This is a genomic window from Nonomuraea diastatica, from assembly GCF_004349015.1.
In the GTDB taxonomy this organism is placed as follows: Bacteria; Actinomycetota; Actinomycetes; order Streptosporangiales; family Streptosporangiaceae; genus Nonomuraea; species Nonomuraea diastatica.
The window spans coordinates 18,615-33,286 of record NZ_SMKP01000115.1 but is presented as its reverse complement, the minus strand read 5'-3'; the positions used below and the strand labels follow the sequence as shown (position 1 = coordinate 33,286).

Annotated in this window: 12 protein-coding genes; 5 read left to right on the top strand and 7 right to left on the bottom strand. The window is 71.1% G+C overall.

Going from position 1 to position 14,672, the window contains the following annotated elements:
- From E1294_RS33060 to E1294_RS33050, 3 genes are all read left to right on the top strand, one after another.
- A partial coding sequence (locus E1294_RS33060) for a DUF1996 domain-containing protein (RefSeq protein WP_132514898.1) occupies positions 1–925 on the top strand: 925 nt, incomplete at its 5' end.
- A 66-nt stretch (positions 926–991) separates the two neighbouring features.
- Positions 992–1,837 (top strand): ferric reductase-like transmembrane domain-containing protein, encoded by an 846-nt coding sequence (locus tag E1294_RS33055; RefSeq protein ID WP_132514897.1) that lies wholly within the window; start codon positions 992–994, stop codon positions 1,835–1,837.
- Positions 1,838–1,901: 64 nt separating this feature from the next.
- Positions 1,902–3,488 carry an NADH-quinone oxidoreductase subunit NuoF family protein gene (locus E1294_RS33050; RefSeq protein ID WP_132514896.1) on the top strand — a complete coding sequence of 529 codons (1,587 nt, stop codon included), beginning with the start codon at positions 1,902–1,904 and terminating at the stop codon, positions 3,486–3,488.
- A 121-nt stretch (positions 3,489–3,609) separates the two neighbouring features.
- Here E1294_RS33050 and E1294_RS33045 read toward each other — a convergent pair whose 3' ends face one another.
- Positions 3,610–4,263, bottom strand: a complete 654-nt coding sequence (locus E1294_RS33045) for a L,D-transpeptidase family protein (RefSeq protein WP_165977599.1) — start codon at positions 4,261–4,263, stop codon at positions 3,610–3,612.
- A 256-nt stretch (positions 4,264–4,519) separates the two neighbouring features.
- On the opposite strand from E1294_RS33045, the gene E1294_RS33040 reads away from it, so the two are divergent.
- Positions 4,520–5,155 (top strand): GNAT family N-acetyltransferase, encoded by a 636-nt coding sequence (locus tag E1294_RS33040; RefSeq protein WP_132514894.1) that lies wholly within the window; start codon positions 4,520–4,522, stop codon positions 5,153–5,155.
- Positions 5,156–5,195: 40 nt separating this feature from the next.
- On the opposite strand, the gene rhaS is transcribed toward E1294_RS33040, so the two are convergent.
- The 5 genes from rhaS to E1294_RS33015 all read right to left on the bottom strand — a co-directional run bounded on the left by rhaS (position 5,196) and on the right by E1294_RS33015 (position 10,909).
- Complete coding sequence (gene rhaS / locus E1294_RS33035) at positions 5,196–6,266, bottom strand: rhamnose ABC transporter substrate-binding protein (RefSeq protein WP_132514893.1); 1,071 nt, start codon at positions 6,264–6,266, stop codon at positions 5,196–5,198.
- Positions 6,263–7,240, bottom strand: a complete 978-nt coding sequence (locus tag E1294_RS33030) for an ABC transporter permease (RefSeq protein ID WP_132514892.1) — start codon at positions 7,238–7,240, stop codon at positions 6,263–6,265. Before E1294_RS33030 ends, rhaS begins: the two co-directional genes overlap by 4 nt.
- Before the next feature lie 27 nt (positions 7,241–7,267).
- Entirely contained in the window at positions 7,268–8,311 is a 1,044-nt protein-coding gene (locus E1294_RS33025; protein ID WP_132514891.1) for an ABC transporter permease, read from the bottom strand.
- Positions 8,308–9,804 carry a sugar ABC transporter ATP-binding protein gene (locus E1294_RS33020; RefSeq protein ID WP_132514890.1) on the bottom strand — a complete coding sequence of 499 codons (1,497 nt, stop codon included), beginning with the start codon at positions 9,802–9,804 and terminating at the stop codon, positions 8,308–8,310. Before E1294_RS33020 ends, E1294_RS33025 begins: the two co-directional genes overlap by 4 nt.
- 106 nt (positions 9,805–9,910) lie before the next feature.
- Positions 9,911–10,909, bottom strand: a complete 999-nt coding sequence (locus tag E1294_RS33015; RefSeq protein ID WP_132514889.1) for an AraC family transcriptional regulator — start codon at positions 10,907–10,909, stop codon at positions 9,911–9,913.
- Between the two features lie 101 nt (positions 10,910–11,010).
- Between E1294_RS33015 and E1294_RS57455 the strand changes: the two genes are divergently transcribed.
- Positions 11,011–12,696, top strand: coding sequence for an alcohol dehydrogenase catalytic domain-containing protein (locus tag E1294_RS57455; RefSeq protein ID WP_281284551.1), 1,686 nt, complete (start codon positions 11,011–11,013; stop codon positions 12,694–12,696).
- On the opposite strand, the gene E1294_RS33000 is transcribed toward E1294_RS57455, so the two are convergent.
- Positions 12,683–14,653, bottom strand: coding sequence for an acetoacetate--CoA ligase (locus tag E1294_RS33000; RefSeq protein ID WP_132514888.1), 1,971 nt, complete (start codon positions 14,651–14,653; stop codon positions 12,683–12,685). The genes E1294_RS57455 and E1294_RS33000 overlap by 14 nt on opposite strands.
- Positions 14,654–14,672 lie beyond the last annotated feature (19 nt).

Here is a 14,672-nt window from a genome sequence, read left to right as displayed (position 1 = left end):
CCCGCCGGGGACGGCGTCGCCCTCCCCCTCCCCCACCCAGAGCGGCGACGAGGAAGAGTGCGCCGATCTCGGCCCGTTCCCCCAGGACTTCGTCAACATCCGCCAGGTCCAGCCGGTCAACGAGGCGCGGATCGGCAGGGACGGCTCCCGCGGCTCGTTCATCTCCCGCTGCGGCACCAACCAGAACCGCCACAACAACCCCGACAACTTCATCGTCGCGCCCGGCGTGAGCAACGGGGCGCACCACCTGCACGACTACGTGGGCAACCTGTCGACTGACGCGTTCTCCACCGACGAGAGCCTGGCCGCCGCGGGCACCACCTGCCGGCTGGGCGACAAGTCCACGTACTTCTGGCCCGTGATCAGGGACCGCAGGTCGGACGAGAACGCCGACGACCCCGACGGCAACGTCGGCCGGCTGGTGCTGCCCCGCGCCGTGACGCTCCAGTTCCGCGGTAGCCCGGCCGGCGACGTCGTGGCGATGCCGAGATTCATGAGGATCATCACCGGTGACGCCAAGGCCGCCACGAACGGCGGCGCCAACGCCAAGGCCGGCTGGAGCTGCTCGGGATTCCAAAATCGCATAAGTCCCGACAAATACACGCTTTGCCCGCGTGGCAGTCAGGTTCTTCGTATCCTGGACTTCCCTAGCTGCTGGGACGGCCAGAACACCGACAGCGCCAATCACCGGACGCACGTGGTCTTCCCCGACCAGAACGGCGCCTGCCCTCAGGGCACTCAGGCGATCCCCCAACTCCGCATGACCCTCGCGTACAACGTCCCCCAAGGACCGTCGTACGCCGTGGACGCCTTCCCCGAGCAGAAGCACAATCCGGTCACCGACCACGGCGACTTCGTCAATGTGATGCCCGATCGGCTGATGCAGACCGTCGTCTCATGCATCAACCGGGGCCGCCGTTGCTGATCTGACATGCCCTCACGGGCACCAGCCTTCCGAGTCGCACCCTCACCCGACCTTGGAGGGAAATAGATGCTCCACCGACGATCCCCCAGGCACGCCCCCACCAAGCTGGACACCAGAAGCGTCCGGCTGGGGGCGAGCGCCTCGATCATGGCCATCCTGTTATCGGCGTTCGCGCTGACCAGGACGGAACGTGGCGTGGCGCTGCTCGGCCGAGGGGTGGGCTTCCTCGAGTTCTACGCGGGCGTGTTCGCCCTGGTGCTGCTGACCGCGACGGTCGCGCTCGGCCTGCTCACCACCGAACGCGTCTTCCTGACACCGGCCAACCGGGTCAGGGCCCAGCTCGCGCACAGAGCCACCGCGTTCATCGGGCTGGCCTACCTGATCACGCACATCACCCTCATGATCAGCCTGGGGCACGTGCCGCTGGGGGCGGCGGTCGTCCCCGTCGCCGGGCTCTACGTGGGGTTCGGCGCGCTGGCCTTCGACCTGATGGTCCTGGCCGTGATCACGGGAATGCTGAGGGGGCGCTTCGCCGTCCGGACCAGGCCATGGATGTGGCGGATCCTCCACGCCGCCGCGTACGTGGCCTGGCCGGTCGGCATCATGCACGGGCTCACCGCCGGCCGTCCGCCGGCCGGCTGGGTGGCCTGGTCCTACGTGGCCTGCCTGGCGGCGGTCGGCTCCGCGCTCTGTGTGCGGGTGCTGGCCTCGCTGCGCCGGCCGTCGATCGTGCCCGAGAGGCTCGAAGGGATGGCGGTGACGTCGCCGGCCGCCGCGGGCGTGCCGAACGAACGGCCGCAGAAGGTCGCGGTCCCCGCTGCCGGTCGGGCCGCCCCCCAGGCGGCCGCGGCGAACGTCAACGCACCCGTGAGCCTCGCCGATGCCAGGCGCAGATACCGGGAGGCCGGATGAGCCTGCCCGCGACGATTGATCAGGAGCGACCGTGATTCCGGCCCGAGTTCCCCGGGTGTTACGCATGGGTCCGGCCCGGCTCACCGCCGGGCTCGACCACTGCCGCCGACTCGACCTGCCCGCGCACCGCACGCTCCACGGGGTCGTGGAGCCGCGCGAGCTGAGCGAGCTCATCTCCCATGCCAACGACGTGGACATGCGCGGGCGTGGCGGCGCGGCCTTTCCGTTCGCGCGCAAGCTGCGGGCGGTCGCCGACGCGACGGGCACGGGCGAGAGCGTGGTGCTGGTCAACGGCGCCGAAGGCGAGCCGGCCAGTTCCAAGGACGCCATGCTGCTCACCCGTAACCCCCACCTGGTGCTGGACGGCGCGGTGCTGGCCGCCGAGGCGCTGGGCGCCCGCGAGGTGGTCATCGCCACGGCCGGTGGCGAGGTCGCCGAGGCGTCCGTCGCCGCCGCCGTGGCCGAGCGCCGGGCCGCGAACGTGTCGGGCGGTGCGGAGAGCCGCGTCCCGATCCGCGTGGTCGGGATCAAGGAGAGCTTCATCTCCGGCGAAGGGGGCGCGCTCGTCAAGGCCGTGAACGGCGAGGAGGGCATCCCGCCCGGCCGCAAGAAGCGGGCCGCGACGAGCGGTGTGGACGGGCTGCCGACCCTGCTGTCCAACACGGAGACGTACGCGCAGTTCGCCCTGCTGGCGGAGTACGGCCCCGAGAGGTACGCCGAGATCGGCACCAGCAAGGAGCCCGGCACCATCCTGCTCACCGTCAGCGGCGGCGCGGCCCAGGGTGCGGTCATCGAGGCGCCCACGGGCACCTACCTGGCCGACGTGCTCGCGCTGACCGAGGCCGAGATCGGCGACGGCGTGCTCATCGGCGGCTACCACGGCGCGTGGTTGTCCGCGGAGGTCGTCCAGACGGCCGTGCTCTCGCGCGAGGGCATGAAGCAGGCAGGAGCGACGCTCGGAGCCGGGATCATCGTCCCGCTCGGCGAGTCCACCTGCGCGCTCGGCGAGGCCGCCAGGGTGTCGGCCTACCTGGCGGCCGAGTCGGCAGGCCAGTGCGGCCCGTGCCGCCTCGGCCTGCCGGACATCGCCAGGGCCATGTACGCGCTGGTCGAGGGCACGGGTTCGGTGGACGCCGTACGCCGCTGCGTGCGCGGTGTCGAGCGGCGCGGGGCGTGCTTCCACCCCGACGGCACGGCGAAGTTCGTGTTGTCGGCGCTGGACGCGTTCGAGACCGAGATCGCGCAGCACCTGGAGCACGGGTCGTGCGGCCGGCCGATCCGCGGCGTGCTGCCGATGCCCGAGCGCGAGGCCGACCCCGAGTACCGGCTGGAGGTCGACTGGTCCCGCTGCCAGGGGCACGGGCTCTGCGCGCACCTGCTGCCGGAGTTCGTGGACCTGGACGACTACGGGTTCCCGTCGTTCAGGAACGTCCCCGGCTATCTGGCCAAGGAGGCGCGGCGGGCGGTCGACATGTGCCCGGCGCTGGCCCTGCGGCTCGCCCAGACCACCGGGAACGGCCCCACGCCCGCCGGCTCGCCCCTGCGGCTGGTCAAGGACGGCGTGCTCAAGAGGGCCGGGGCGAGCATGCCCCGGCTCACGCGCGTGAGCACCGGCCCGAACGTCTCAAGGGTCGGAGGCACGGCGGGGTGACGCACGGGTGACGAATCCGCCGGCGGCACGGCCTGCCCGCCGGGTTGCCCTCCGGTTGACGCTGCGCGGCGAACTGCGCTGCTGGCGGCATTCGCACCGACATATCCGAATTTTTCAGGAATTACCATTTCTGTCGCACATATACCGGCTCCCCGATGCCCACCATTTCGTAGAGCCGCTTGGACGTCTCCATCGGGACCCGTACGCACCCGTGGGAGGCCGGCCGGTTCGGGACTTTCGTGGAGCCGTGCATCGCGATGCCGCCGACGAAGTACAGGGAGTTGTACATCGACCCGAGCGGCCCGGTCGTCCACCCGGGCGCCCGCCGGTTGACGCGGAAGTCGCCCCCGGGCGTGACCGCGTCGCCGCAGCGCCCGTTGAGGCACCAGCGCCTCTGGGCACCGCTGGAGATGTGCGAGATCAGCGCGGGACGGTGCCCGCGGTAGACGATCAGCAACTGGTCGCGCAGCCTGACCTCGACCCGGTTCGCCGGGCCGGTGGGCACGAGCGCACGCGTGCGGAGCCGCCGGTCGAGCGCCCGCCAGACCTCCGGCCCCACCGCGCCCCGCGTCTCCATCTTGTGGCTCTTCTGCAGCGCCCAGACCGCGAACTTCGTCTGCTCGTCGTAGCGCCCGTTGATCTTGCCGAAGTAGTAGCGGCCCTGGTGCAGCCGCCGCTGGAGCTGTTCGACCTCCTTGCCGCGGTCGCCCGGCCGCAGGACCGGCGCCTTCACCTCGGCCTGCCCCACCGGTCTGGGAACGTCCCTGTCCGCCATCGCGGGTACGCCCATCAACACGGGCGCCCCGCATCCAACGGCGAAAGCGCCGATTCTCCGAAATTTTATGATCATAATTCGATGCCTACCCACATCGTCGAGAATTCACCTCATGCATGGGTTTTGTCCGGTAAAGGCAGCGAATTAACGAATCCCGCTATAAACGGGCATTCCCCGTTTATTCGACTATCGCTCCTGGCGACCGCGGGCGAAAATCGTTCGCCAACGGGCGGGCCGGCTGTCACCATGCGGTGGTATGCGGAACTGGCCCCTGTTCGACCTGTCCATCACGACGCCCCTCCTGGAGCTGCGTCTCCCCTCGCTCGACGACCTCGACGAGCTCGCAGACCGCGCCACCGAGGGTGTCCACGAGGCGGGATTCATGCCGTTCTTCTTCCCCTGGACGGACGCCGAGCCCGCCGAGCGGGCCAGGAGCACGCTGCAGTACCACTTCCGCGCGTGGGGCTCGCTCGCCCCGGAGAAGTGGTCGATCGACTTCGTGGTCGTGTACGACGGTCAGATCGTCGGCACGCAGGGCATCACGGCCACGTCCTTCGCGGTCACCCGCGAGGTCGGCACCGGCTCGTGGCTGGGGCAGCGCTTCCAGGGCAAGGGCATCGGCACCGAGATGCGCAGGGCGGTGTTGCACCTCGCCTTCGCCGGGCTGGGGGCGCGCTACGCGACGACCGAGGCGTTCGAGGACAACAACCCCTCGCTGGCCGTGACGAGGAAGCTCGGCTACCAGGAGGACGGCATCACGGTCCACGACCGTCAGGGCAGGCCGGCCGTCACCCGGCGCTTCCGCCTGGCCAGGGAGGAGTGGGCGGAGTCACCCGGTTTCGAGATCCACAACCTGGCAGCCTGCCTGCCCCTCCTCGGGCTTCCCGGCTGACGGCGTGCGGCCCGGGTTCCGGGCCGCACGGCGCGGCGCGTCAGAAGTCGAACTGGTCGATGTTGGAGGCGTCGAAGGTGAACGGCGGCCCGAGGATGACCTCGCCGTTCTTGCCGATCGTGCGCTCCCCCAGCTTGCCCGCCTTGAACGTCTCCCCCTCGGCCCCGGTGATCTGCCCCGACACCAGCGCCGCCGCCGCGTACGACGCGAGATAGCCCAGGTCCTTCGGGTTCCACAGGGCGAACTTCTCCACGGTCTCGTCCTTGACGAACTGCCGCATCTGATTGGGCGTGCCCAGGCCGGTCAGCACCACCTTGCCCTTGTACTTCGAACCCGAGATGTAGCGGGCCGCGGCCGAGACGCCGACCGTGGTGGGCGAGATGATGCCCTTCAGGTCGGGATAGGCCTGCAGCAGGCCCTGCGTCTCGGTGAAGGACTTCTGGTCGTCGTCGTCCCCGTAGGCGACCTTGACCAGCTTCATGTCCTTGTACTCCGGCTTGGCCAGCTCCTCCTTCATGAACTCGATCCAGGTGTTCTGGTTCGTCGCGTTGGCCGTGGCCGACAGGATGGCGATCTCGCCCTTGTGGTCGATCATCTCCGCGAGCAGCTGCACCTGGCTGCGGCCGACCTCTTCGGAGCTGGCCTGGTTGATGAACAGGTCACGGCACTGCGGCGCCGCGTCCGAGTCGTACGACACGATCTTGATGCCCTTGGCGCGGGCCTGCTGGAGCGGGCCGCAGACGGCGTTGGCGTCGTTGGCGGCGATGAGGATCGCGTCGTGGCCCTGCTGGGTCAGCGTGTTGATGTAGGAGATCTGGGACGACGCCGACGCGTCGGACGGGCCGACCTCCTTGGCCTCGCCCTTGAACTCCTTGGCCGCCTCGATCCCGGCCTCGTCGACGATCACTTCGTACGGGTTGTTGATCTGTTTCGGCAGGAACGCCAGCTTGATGCCCTCCTTGAGTGGCGCGTCGGGGTTCGCCGAGGGAGCGGCCGAGGAGGCGGGCGCCTCCTGGGGAGCGGCGGTGACGGACGATCTCGTGGTGCCGCCGCAGGCCGCCACGCCGAGGACGAGCAACGTGGCGACGGCGGTGAGGCGCATCGGGGTCATGGTGGTGTTCCTTTCAGGGCCGGCCTGATGAGGGAGACGAGGCGCGGGGTGAGCACCGACACGATGAGGAGCAGCCCGGTGACGATCGACTGGATCTCCGTCGACACGTCGCCGAGCATCAGGAGGTTGCGGAGCAGCCCGATGAGCAGCACGCCGGCGATGACCCCGCCCAGCGTGCCCTTGCCGCCGTCGAAGTCGACCCCGCCGAGCAGGACGGCCGCGATGACGGCGAGCTCGATGCCCAGGCCGTTGTCGGCGCGTGCGGAGCCGTACCTGAGGGTGAAGATGACCCCGGCGAACGCCGCGACCGTGCCGGAGACGACGAAGAGGAGGAGCTTGATGCGCTTGACCCGGACGCCGGCGAAGAAGGCGACCTGCTCCTGCGCCCCGATGGCGTAGAGCGAGCGGCCGAAGCCGGTGGCGTGCAGCACCACTCCGACGATGACGGCGAGCAGGATGAACAGCGCGATCGGGTACGGGATCGGCGTGCCGGGCACGTCGTCCACGGCCAGCGCGACGTAGCCGGGCGGGAACTGGGCGATGGCCTTGTCGCCGAGCACCACGTACGCCAGGCCACGGTAGAGGGCGAGCGTGCCGATCGTGACGGCCAGCGAGGGCAGGCCGAGCCGGGTCACGAGCAGCCCGTTGACCAGCCCGCAGACGGCGCCGACGAGCACCACGAGCGGGATGATCGTCTCTATGGCCATGCCGCCTTCCCACATGGCGCCGACGAGCGCGCTCGACAGGCCGAGCACGGAGGCGACCGACAGGTCCACCTCGGCGGCCACCACCAGCATGGTCATGGCCAGCGCGATGAGCGCGATCTCGCCCAGGTCGCTCAGGGCGAACGACAGGTTGCCGGTGGTCGCGAAGCCAGGGGTGGTGGAGGAGCCCGCCACGAACACGGCGACCAGCAACGACGCCACCAGGACGTCCCACCGCAGGGCCCTGCCCATGAGAGAGAGGCCGCCCATCAGCCCGCCACCCCCGTGGTCCCTCCGTCAGCCATGACGGCTCCTGTTCCTGAGCAGGCGGGCCACCCTCATGGCCAGCACCCGGTCGACGCTGATGGCGAGCAGGAGCAGCGCGCCGGTGATGGCCTGCTGCCAGAAGGGGTTGACGCGGAGCACCACCAGGGCGCTGCCGATCGTGGTGAGCAGCAGCGCGCCGAGGGCCGCCCCGTAGACGCTGCCGACCCCGCCGGTGATCGCGACGCCGCCCACCACGACCGCGCTGATCACGATCAGCTCCCAGCCGTTGGCCGAGTCGCCGATGACCGTCCCGAACCTGGCCAGCCAGAGCACGCCCGCCAGCCCGGCCAGGCATCCGCTGACGAGGTAGGCGGTCAGGACGCGGCGGCGCACCGGCACGCCGGCCAGCCTGGCCGCCTCGGGGCTGGAGCCGATGGCGTAGAACTCCCGGCCGCTCGGATAGGAGCGCAGGTAGTAGCCGATCAGCAACATGAACACGAGCGTGATGAGCGGCAGGTACGGCACGCCCAGCACCGACCCGTTGCCGAGCGACAACAAGGCGGGCGGCAGGTCGACGGCGTTGATCTGGCGGCCGTGCGCGATGTAGTGGTCGACCCCCTGGATCACGTAGAGGGTGCCGAGCGTCACGACCAGGGCCGGGACCCGGCAGAAGCTGACGAGGAGCCCGTTGAGCAGGCCACAGGCCGCGCCGATGGCCACCCCGAACACGACGCCGGGCACCAGGCCCCAGCCGCTCGCGAGCACGTCGGCGGTGACGAACGCGACCAGCCCCACCACGGAGCCGACGGACAGGTCGAGGTTGCGGGTGATGACCACGACCGACTGCCCGACGGCCAGCAGGGCGAGGATCGCGGTGTTGAGCAGGATGTCCTCGATGCCCTGTCCGGACAGGAAGTTGGGGTTGACCGCGCCGGTCACGGCGATGAGCAGGGCCAGGGCGATGACCAGGCTCAGCTCGCGGGCCCTGAACACCAGGTCGACCAGGCTCCTGGCGCTGCGCCCTCCGGGGGACTCCTCGGGCGGCGCGGCCACCGTGGTGGCGGGTCCGGTCACGCGGCCCTCCCGGTGGCGGCGCTCATCACGCTCTCCTCGGTCGCCTCGGCCCTGGGGATCTCGGCCGCCAGCCGGCCCTCGTGCATGACCAGCACCCGGTCGGCCATGCCGAGCACCTCCGGCAGCTCGGAGGAGATCATGAGGACGGCGATGCCCTGGCCGGCCAGCTCCGACAGCAGCCGGTGCACCTCCGCTTTGGTGCCGACGTCGATGCCGCGCGTCGGCTCGTCCACGATGAGCACGGACGGCTCCGTGGCCAGCCACTTGGCCAGCACCACCTTCTGCTGGTTGCCGCCGGACAACACGCCCACCCCGTCGGCCAGCCGGGCGAACTTCAGCTGCAGCCGCAGCGCCCAGTCCCTGGCCCGGTCGCGCTCGGCCCTGCGGGAGATCGTCGGGCCGCGGCGCAGCTCGCGCAGGCCGGTCAGCCCGATGTTGCGCTCGATCGACAGGTCCATGACGAGCCCCTGCTGGCGGCGGTCCTCGGGCACCAGGGCCAGCCCCGCGTTCATGGCGGCCGTGGGGCTGCCCGCGGGCAGGGTGACGCCGTCCACCGTGACGGACCCGGCGTCCCAGCGGTCGATGCCGAAGACGGCCCTGGCCACCTCGCTACGGCCGGCGCCGACCAGCCCCGCCAGGGCGACGATCTCGCCCCTGCGCACCTCGAAGGACACGTCGGTGAACACGCCCTCGCGGGTCAGCCGCTCGACCTTCAGCGCGACCTCGCCGACGGCCGCCTCCTCCTTGGGGAACAGCGTGGCGACCTCGCGGCCCACCATGCGGCGGATGAGGTCGTCGTGCGTGAGCCCCTCGACGGGCTCGCTGGCGATCCAGGCGCCGTCGCGCAGGGTCGTGACCCGCTGGCACAGTGTGAAGATCTCGTCCAGCCGGTGGGAGATGAACAGCAGGGCGCAGCCCTGCTCGCGCAGCGCCTCCGCGACCGAGAACAGCCGGGTCACCTCGTGGCCGGAGAGCGCGGCCGTCGGCTCGTCCATGATCAGCACGCGGGCGTCCCTGGAGATCGCCTTGGCGATCTCGACGAGCTGTTGGTCGGCGATGGACAACCCGCGCGAGGGCTGCTCGGGGTCGAGGGCCACGCCGAGCCGCCCGAACAGCTCCCTGGTCCGCGCGTGCATGGCCCTGCGGTCGATACGGCCGAGGCCGCGCCGGGGCTGGCGGCCCATGAAGATGTTCTCCGCCACGGAAAGGTCGGGGAAGAGGGTCGGCTCCTGGTAGATGACGGCCACGCCCGCCTGCTGGGCGTCGGCCGGTCCGGCGAAGCCGACCGGCTCGCCGCCGAGCAGCACCTGGCCGCTGTCGGGGCGGTGCACCCCGGCGAGCGTCTTGACCAGGGTGGACTTGCCGGCGCCGTTCTCCCCCGCGAGCCCGTGCGTCTCGCCGGCGAACAACTCGATCGAGACGTCACGCAGCGCACGCACGGCGCCGAACGACTTGCTGACGTTCGCCAAGGCCAGCGTGGGGGGAGCGGCCATCCATCCTCCCGACAACAAACGTTTTAACGGGTGGCTGTCCGGAATCTAGGCGCTGTGTCCTGCGAGCGTCAATGCCTTCCTCCAAGGTATGACGGCATTGTGATTGCTACGTTTTAATCACGTCGTGAGTCCGGCGGCTCGCAGTTCGCCGGTCACGCGGACCGCGCGGCGGCGCGAACCGGCCGACGTCACGGCGATACCGGCCGGGCGACATGCCGTGCTCCCGTTTGAAGGCGTTGGAGAAGGCGAACTCCGAGCTGTAGCCGACCCGGGCGGCGATCTCCCCCAGCACCGCGTCCGACTCCCGCATGAGCCGCGCGGCCATGGCCAGGCGCCACCAGGTCAGGTAGGTGAGCGGCGGCTGTCTCACCAGCGCCGTGAACCGCCGGGCGAAGGCCGACCTCGACAGGCCGGCCCGTTCGCCCATCTCCTGGACGGTCCACGGATGGGCCGGATCCCGGTGTACGGCGTCGAGCACCGCGCTGATCCCCGGATCGGCCAGGGCCGCCGCCCAGCCGCCGACCCGGCAGTGACCCGGCTCCGTGGCGAAGCAGGCCCGCAGAATGTAGAGCAGGAGCATGTCCAGGAGCGACGTCACGATCGTGTCGGCACCCCCGCCAGGCCGCTGGACCTCCGTGCTCAGCAGGCCGATCGCGGCGCTCAACTCGGCGTCCCGGCCGAGCGCCCCCTGCAGGTGCACCAGGTCGGGCAGGTCGGCCAGGAGGGGGTGGGCGCGGCTCACGTCGAACCGGTAACCACCGCACAACAACACCGTCGCCGCGCCCGCGCCCCCGGACGAGTCCGCGGCGAACAGGCCGAGTTCCTCCGCCAGCGGGTCGCACGCCGGCTCGGCCAGCGGGGTGGAGACCGTGTCGGCCATGGCATAGCCGTGGCCGCGAGGGAAGAAGAGCACGTCTCCCGCCGACAGCGCGATCGGCTCGCCTTCCTGCGGGAGCAGCCGGCCGGCCCCCTCCAGGACGACCTGGAATCCGGCCGATCCGGGGAGGGCAGGGAACCTCTGGCCCCACGGCGCGCGCCACTCGACGCGGGCCGCTCGGGGACGCCCGGTGCGCATGAGCGCGATCACGTCACTGAGCACGTCCATGGTCCCGAGTGTAAGACGATGACGTATGAAATACGCGCCGATGAGGCATGGGAAGTCTCAATGGGCGCTCCTACGGTTGCTTGCAACGAAAGGAGTGCTCTATGGGCATGGTTCTGGTCACCGGGGCGACCGGCACGGTCGGCAGCGAGGTGGCGCAGCAGTTGCGGGCGGCGGGAGCCGAGGTCAGGCCCCTGACTAGGGACCCGGCGGGGCGCCGTACCGGTGATCTGAGAGACCCAGGATCGTTGCCGCTCGACGGAGTGGAGTCGGTGTTCCTGGTGTGGCCGTTCGCGACGGCCGAGGGTGCGCGAGCGCTGGTCGACGCGATCGCCGCGCGTGCGCGCCGCGTGGTCTACCTCTCCTCCGCCGCTGTCCGCGGGCACGAACGCGAGGTAGAGCGGCTGATCGAGGAGTCCGGGCTGGAGTGGACGTTCCTGCGCCCGCACGTCTTCGCGGCCAACACGCTGCGCTGGGCCAGGCGGCTCAGGGCGGGAGTCGTGCGCGCGCCGTACGGACAGGCCGCCATGGCTCCGGTGCACGAGCGGGACGTCGCTGCGGTCGCCGTACGGGCGCTGCTGGAGGACGGCCACCACGGCGCCTCCTACGTGCTGACCGGCCCCGAGCCGATCACCCAGGCCGGCCAGGTGGACGTCATCGCCGAGATCGCGGGATTCCCGGCGCGCTGGGAGGAGGTCCCGCCGGCCCATGCCCGCGCGGAACTCCTGGCCGAGGGGTGGCCCGCGCCCGCCGTGGAGGAGGCCCTTCAGGCCCAGGCCACCCTGGTGACCGCTCCGCCCCCGGTCACGCGGACGGTCGAGGAGATCACGCGGAGGGCCGCCGGCACGTTCCGCGAGTGGGTCGCGGAGCACGCCGCGGCCTTCCGCGCCGCCCCTGTCCCGGCCGGCACCATGCGCGCCGCCCGGATCCACGAGTTCGGCGGCCCGTCGGCGATCCGGCACGACCGGATCCCGGTGCCACGGCCCGGCCCGGGGGAGGCACTGATCGAGGTGGCGGCCACGTCCTTCAACCCGGCCGAGATCGGCCTGCGCTCCGGCCTGCTGACCGAAGTCTTCGGGGTGAGCCTGCCGCGCACCCTCGGCTGGGACGTCTCCGGCACCGTGCTCGAAACCGGCGCGGACGTCACCGGCCTGGCCCCGGGTGACCGCGTGTTCGGCCAGGTGGACGGCGCCGCGGCCGAGTACGTGACCGCACCCGCGAGCGTGCTGGTCAGAGCCCCGGAGAGCATCCCGCTCGCCGACGCGGCCACCATCCCCGTGGCCGGGCTCACCGCCTGGCAGGCCGTGCACGAGCACGCCCGCATCGCTTCGGGACAGCGCGTGCTGATCAACGGCGCGGGCGGCGGCGTCGGCATGTTCGCCGTCCAGCTCGCCCGGCTGGCGGACGCGGTGGTGACGGCCACGGCGAGCCCGCGCAGCGCGGCGGCAGTCAAGGGGTACGGCGCCGACGAGGTGATCGACTACACCGCCACGCCGCTTCCCGGCGGCATGGACGTGCTGCTGAACCTGGCAGCCGTCCCACCGCAGGACGCCGCCGCGCTGGCCCGGCTCGGCCGCACGGTGGTCACGATCGCCACCCCGATCGAGGGCGGCACACACTTCGTGACCCGCAACGACCCCGGCCAGCTGGTTCAGCTGGCGGCCCTGGTGGACCGGGGAGACCTGGTCGTCGGCCCGTCCGAGTGCCACCCGCTGGCGGCGCTGGCGGAGATCCATCGCAGGGCGGAGTCCGGGCGCACGCGCGGGAAGATCGTCATCACGCCGGTCTGAAGTGCCGCAGCACCTCGGGGTTGGCCATGGCGTCGGGGTTGGCCGCCTGCTCGACGGGTGTGCCGAGCAGGATCTTGCGTACGGGCACCTCGAGCTTCTTCCCCGACAACGTGCGCGGGATGCCCGGCACGGCGTGGATCTCGTTGGGCACGTGGCGGGGCGACAACTCCTTGCGCAGCGCGTCGCAGAGGGCCCGCTGGAGCGGCTCGGTGAGCTCGGCCCCTTCGGCGAGCGTGACGTACAGCAGTAGCAGCCCCTCCTGGCCGAGCTGCCCGGTGTCGATCACGAGGCTGTCGGCGATCTCGTCGAACCGCTCGACGACCCGGTAGAACTCGCTGGTGCCCATGCGGACGCCGCCGCGGTTGAGCGTCGAGTCGGAGCGGCCGTAGATCACGCAGCTGCCGTCCTCGTTGATCTTGATCCAGTCGCCGTGCCGCCACACGCCGGGGTAGACGTCGAAATAGCTGCCGAAATAGCGCTCGCCCGACGGGTCGTTCCAGAACGTCACCGGCATCGACGGCATCGGCCGGGTCATTACCAGTTCGCCCACCTCGCCGACGACCGGCTTGCCCGCGGGGTCGTACGACTCCACCTTCGCCCCCAGCGACCGGCACGGGATGATGCCGGCCCTGATCGGGTGGAGCACGGTTGCCCCGACGAAGCCCGTGCACACGTCGGTGCCGCCGGAGAACGATCCGAGCGGGATGCCGGGCAGCTCGGCGGCCAGCCACGCGAACCCCTCGGGCGGCAGCGGCGACCCGGTCGAGCCGACGCCGCGCAGTTTTTCCAGCCCTTCCGGATGGATGCCGGCTTTCCGCGAGGCCATGATGTAGGGCGCCCCGACCCCGAAGTAGGTCACGTTCTCGGAGTCGGCGATCCGCCACAGCGTCGCCGGCGACGGATGGGCGGCCGAGCCGTCGTACAACACCGGCGTGGCGCCCACCAGCAGGGCGCCGATGAGGTAGTTCCACATCATCCAGCCCGTGGTGGTGTACCAGAAGAACACGTCGCCCTCACCCATGTCCTGGTGGAAGGTGAGCGACTTGAGGTGTTCCAGCACCACGCCGCCGTGCCCGTGCACGATCGGCTTGGGCAGCCCGGTCGTGCCGCTGGAGTAGAGGATCCACAGCGGATGGTCGAAGGGCACCCGCTCGAACTCCAGCGGACCCTCCTCGGCCCGCAGCCCCTCCCAGCCGATCACCTCGCCGTGCGGCGGCTCCGTGGTGTGCGCGGGCGCCGGCTCGGCGTGCTGCGGTGCTCGGCCCTCCTCGGCCGCAGCCAGGTAGGGGATCCACACGGTCGCGCGCAGCGAGGGCAGCGCGGCGGCGATCTCGTTGACGGCGGCTGAGCGGTCGTAGCTCTTGCCGTTGTAGTGGTAGCCGTCGACCGCGATGAGCACCTTGGGCTCGATCTGCGTGAACCGGTCGACGACGCTCGGCACGCCGAAGTCGGGCGAGCCCGCCGACCAGATCGCTCCCAGCGAGGCGGTGGCCAGGAAGGCGATGAGGGCCTGCGGGATGTTGGGCACGTAGGCGGCCACCCGGTCGCCGCGCCCGACGCCCAGGCGGCGCAGCCCCGTCCGCACGCGGGCGACCTCTTCGCGCAGCTCGGCGTGGGTCATCTCCTGGCGGGCGCCGTCCTCCGAGACGAACACCAGAGCGGTGCCCCCAGTGCCCGTGCGCCGGCGCAGCGCGTTCTCGGCGTAGTTGAGCGTGCTGCCGGCGAACCACGTGACGCCGGGCATCGTGCCGGACACCACCGGCCCGTCGCCGCGCTCGCCGATCACGTCGAAGTAGTCCCAGATCGACGTCCAGAACTCCTCGGGGCTGCCGACGGACCACCGCCACGCGTCCTCGTAGTCGGCGGGCCGCCCCAGCCACTCCAGGTAGCGGGTCAGCCTGGCCGATGCGACGACGTCCTCGCTCGGCTCCCAGACAAGCTCGCCCTCAGCAACCATGTGTCCCATCCTGTCGCCT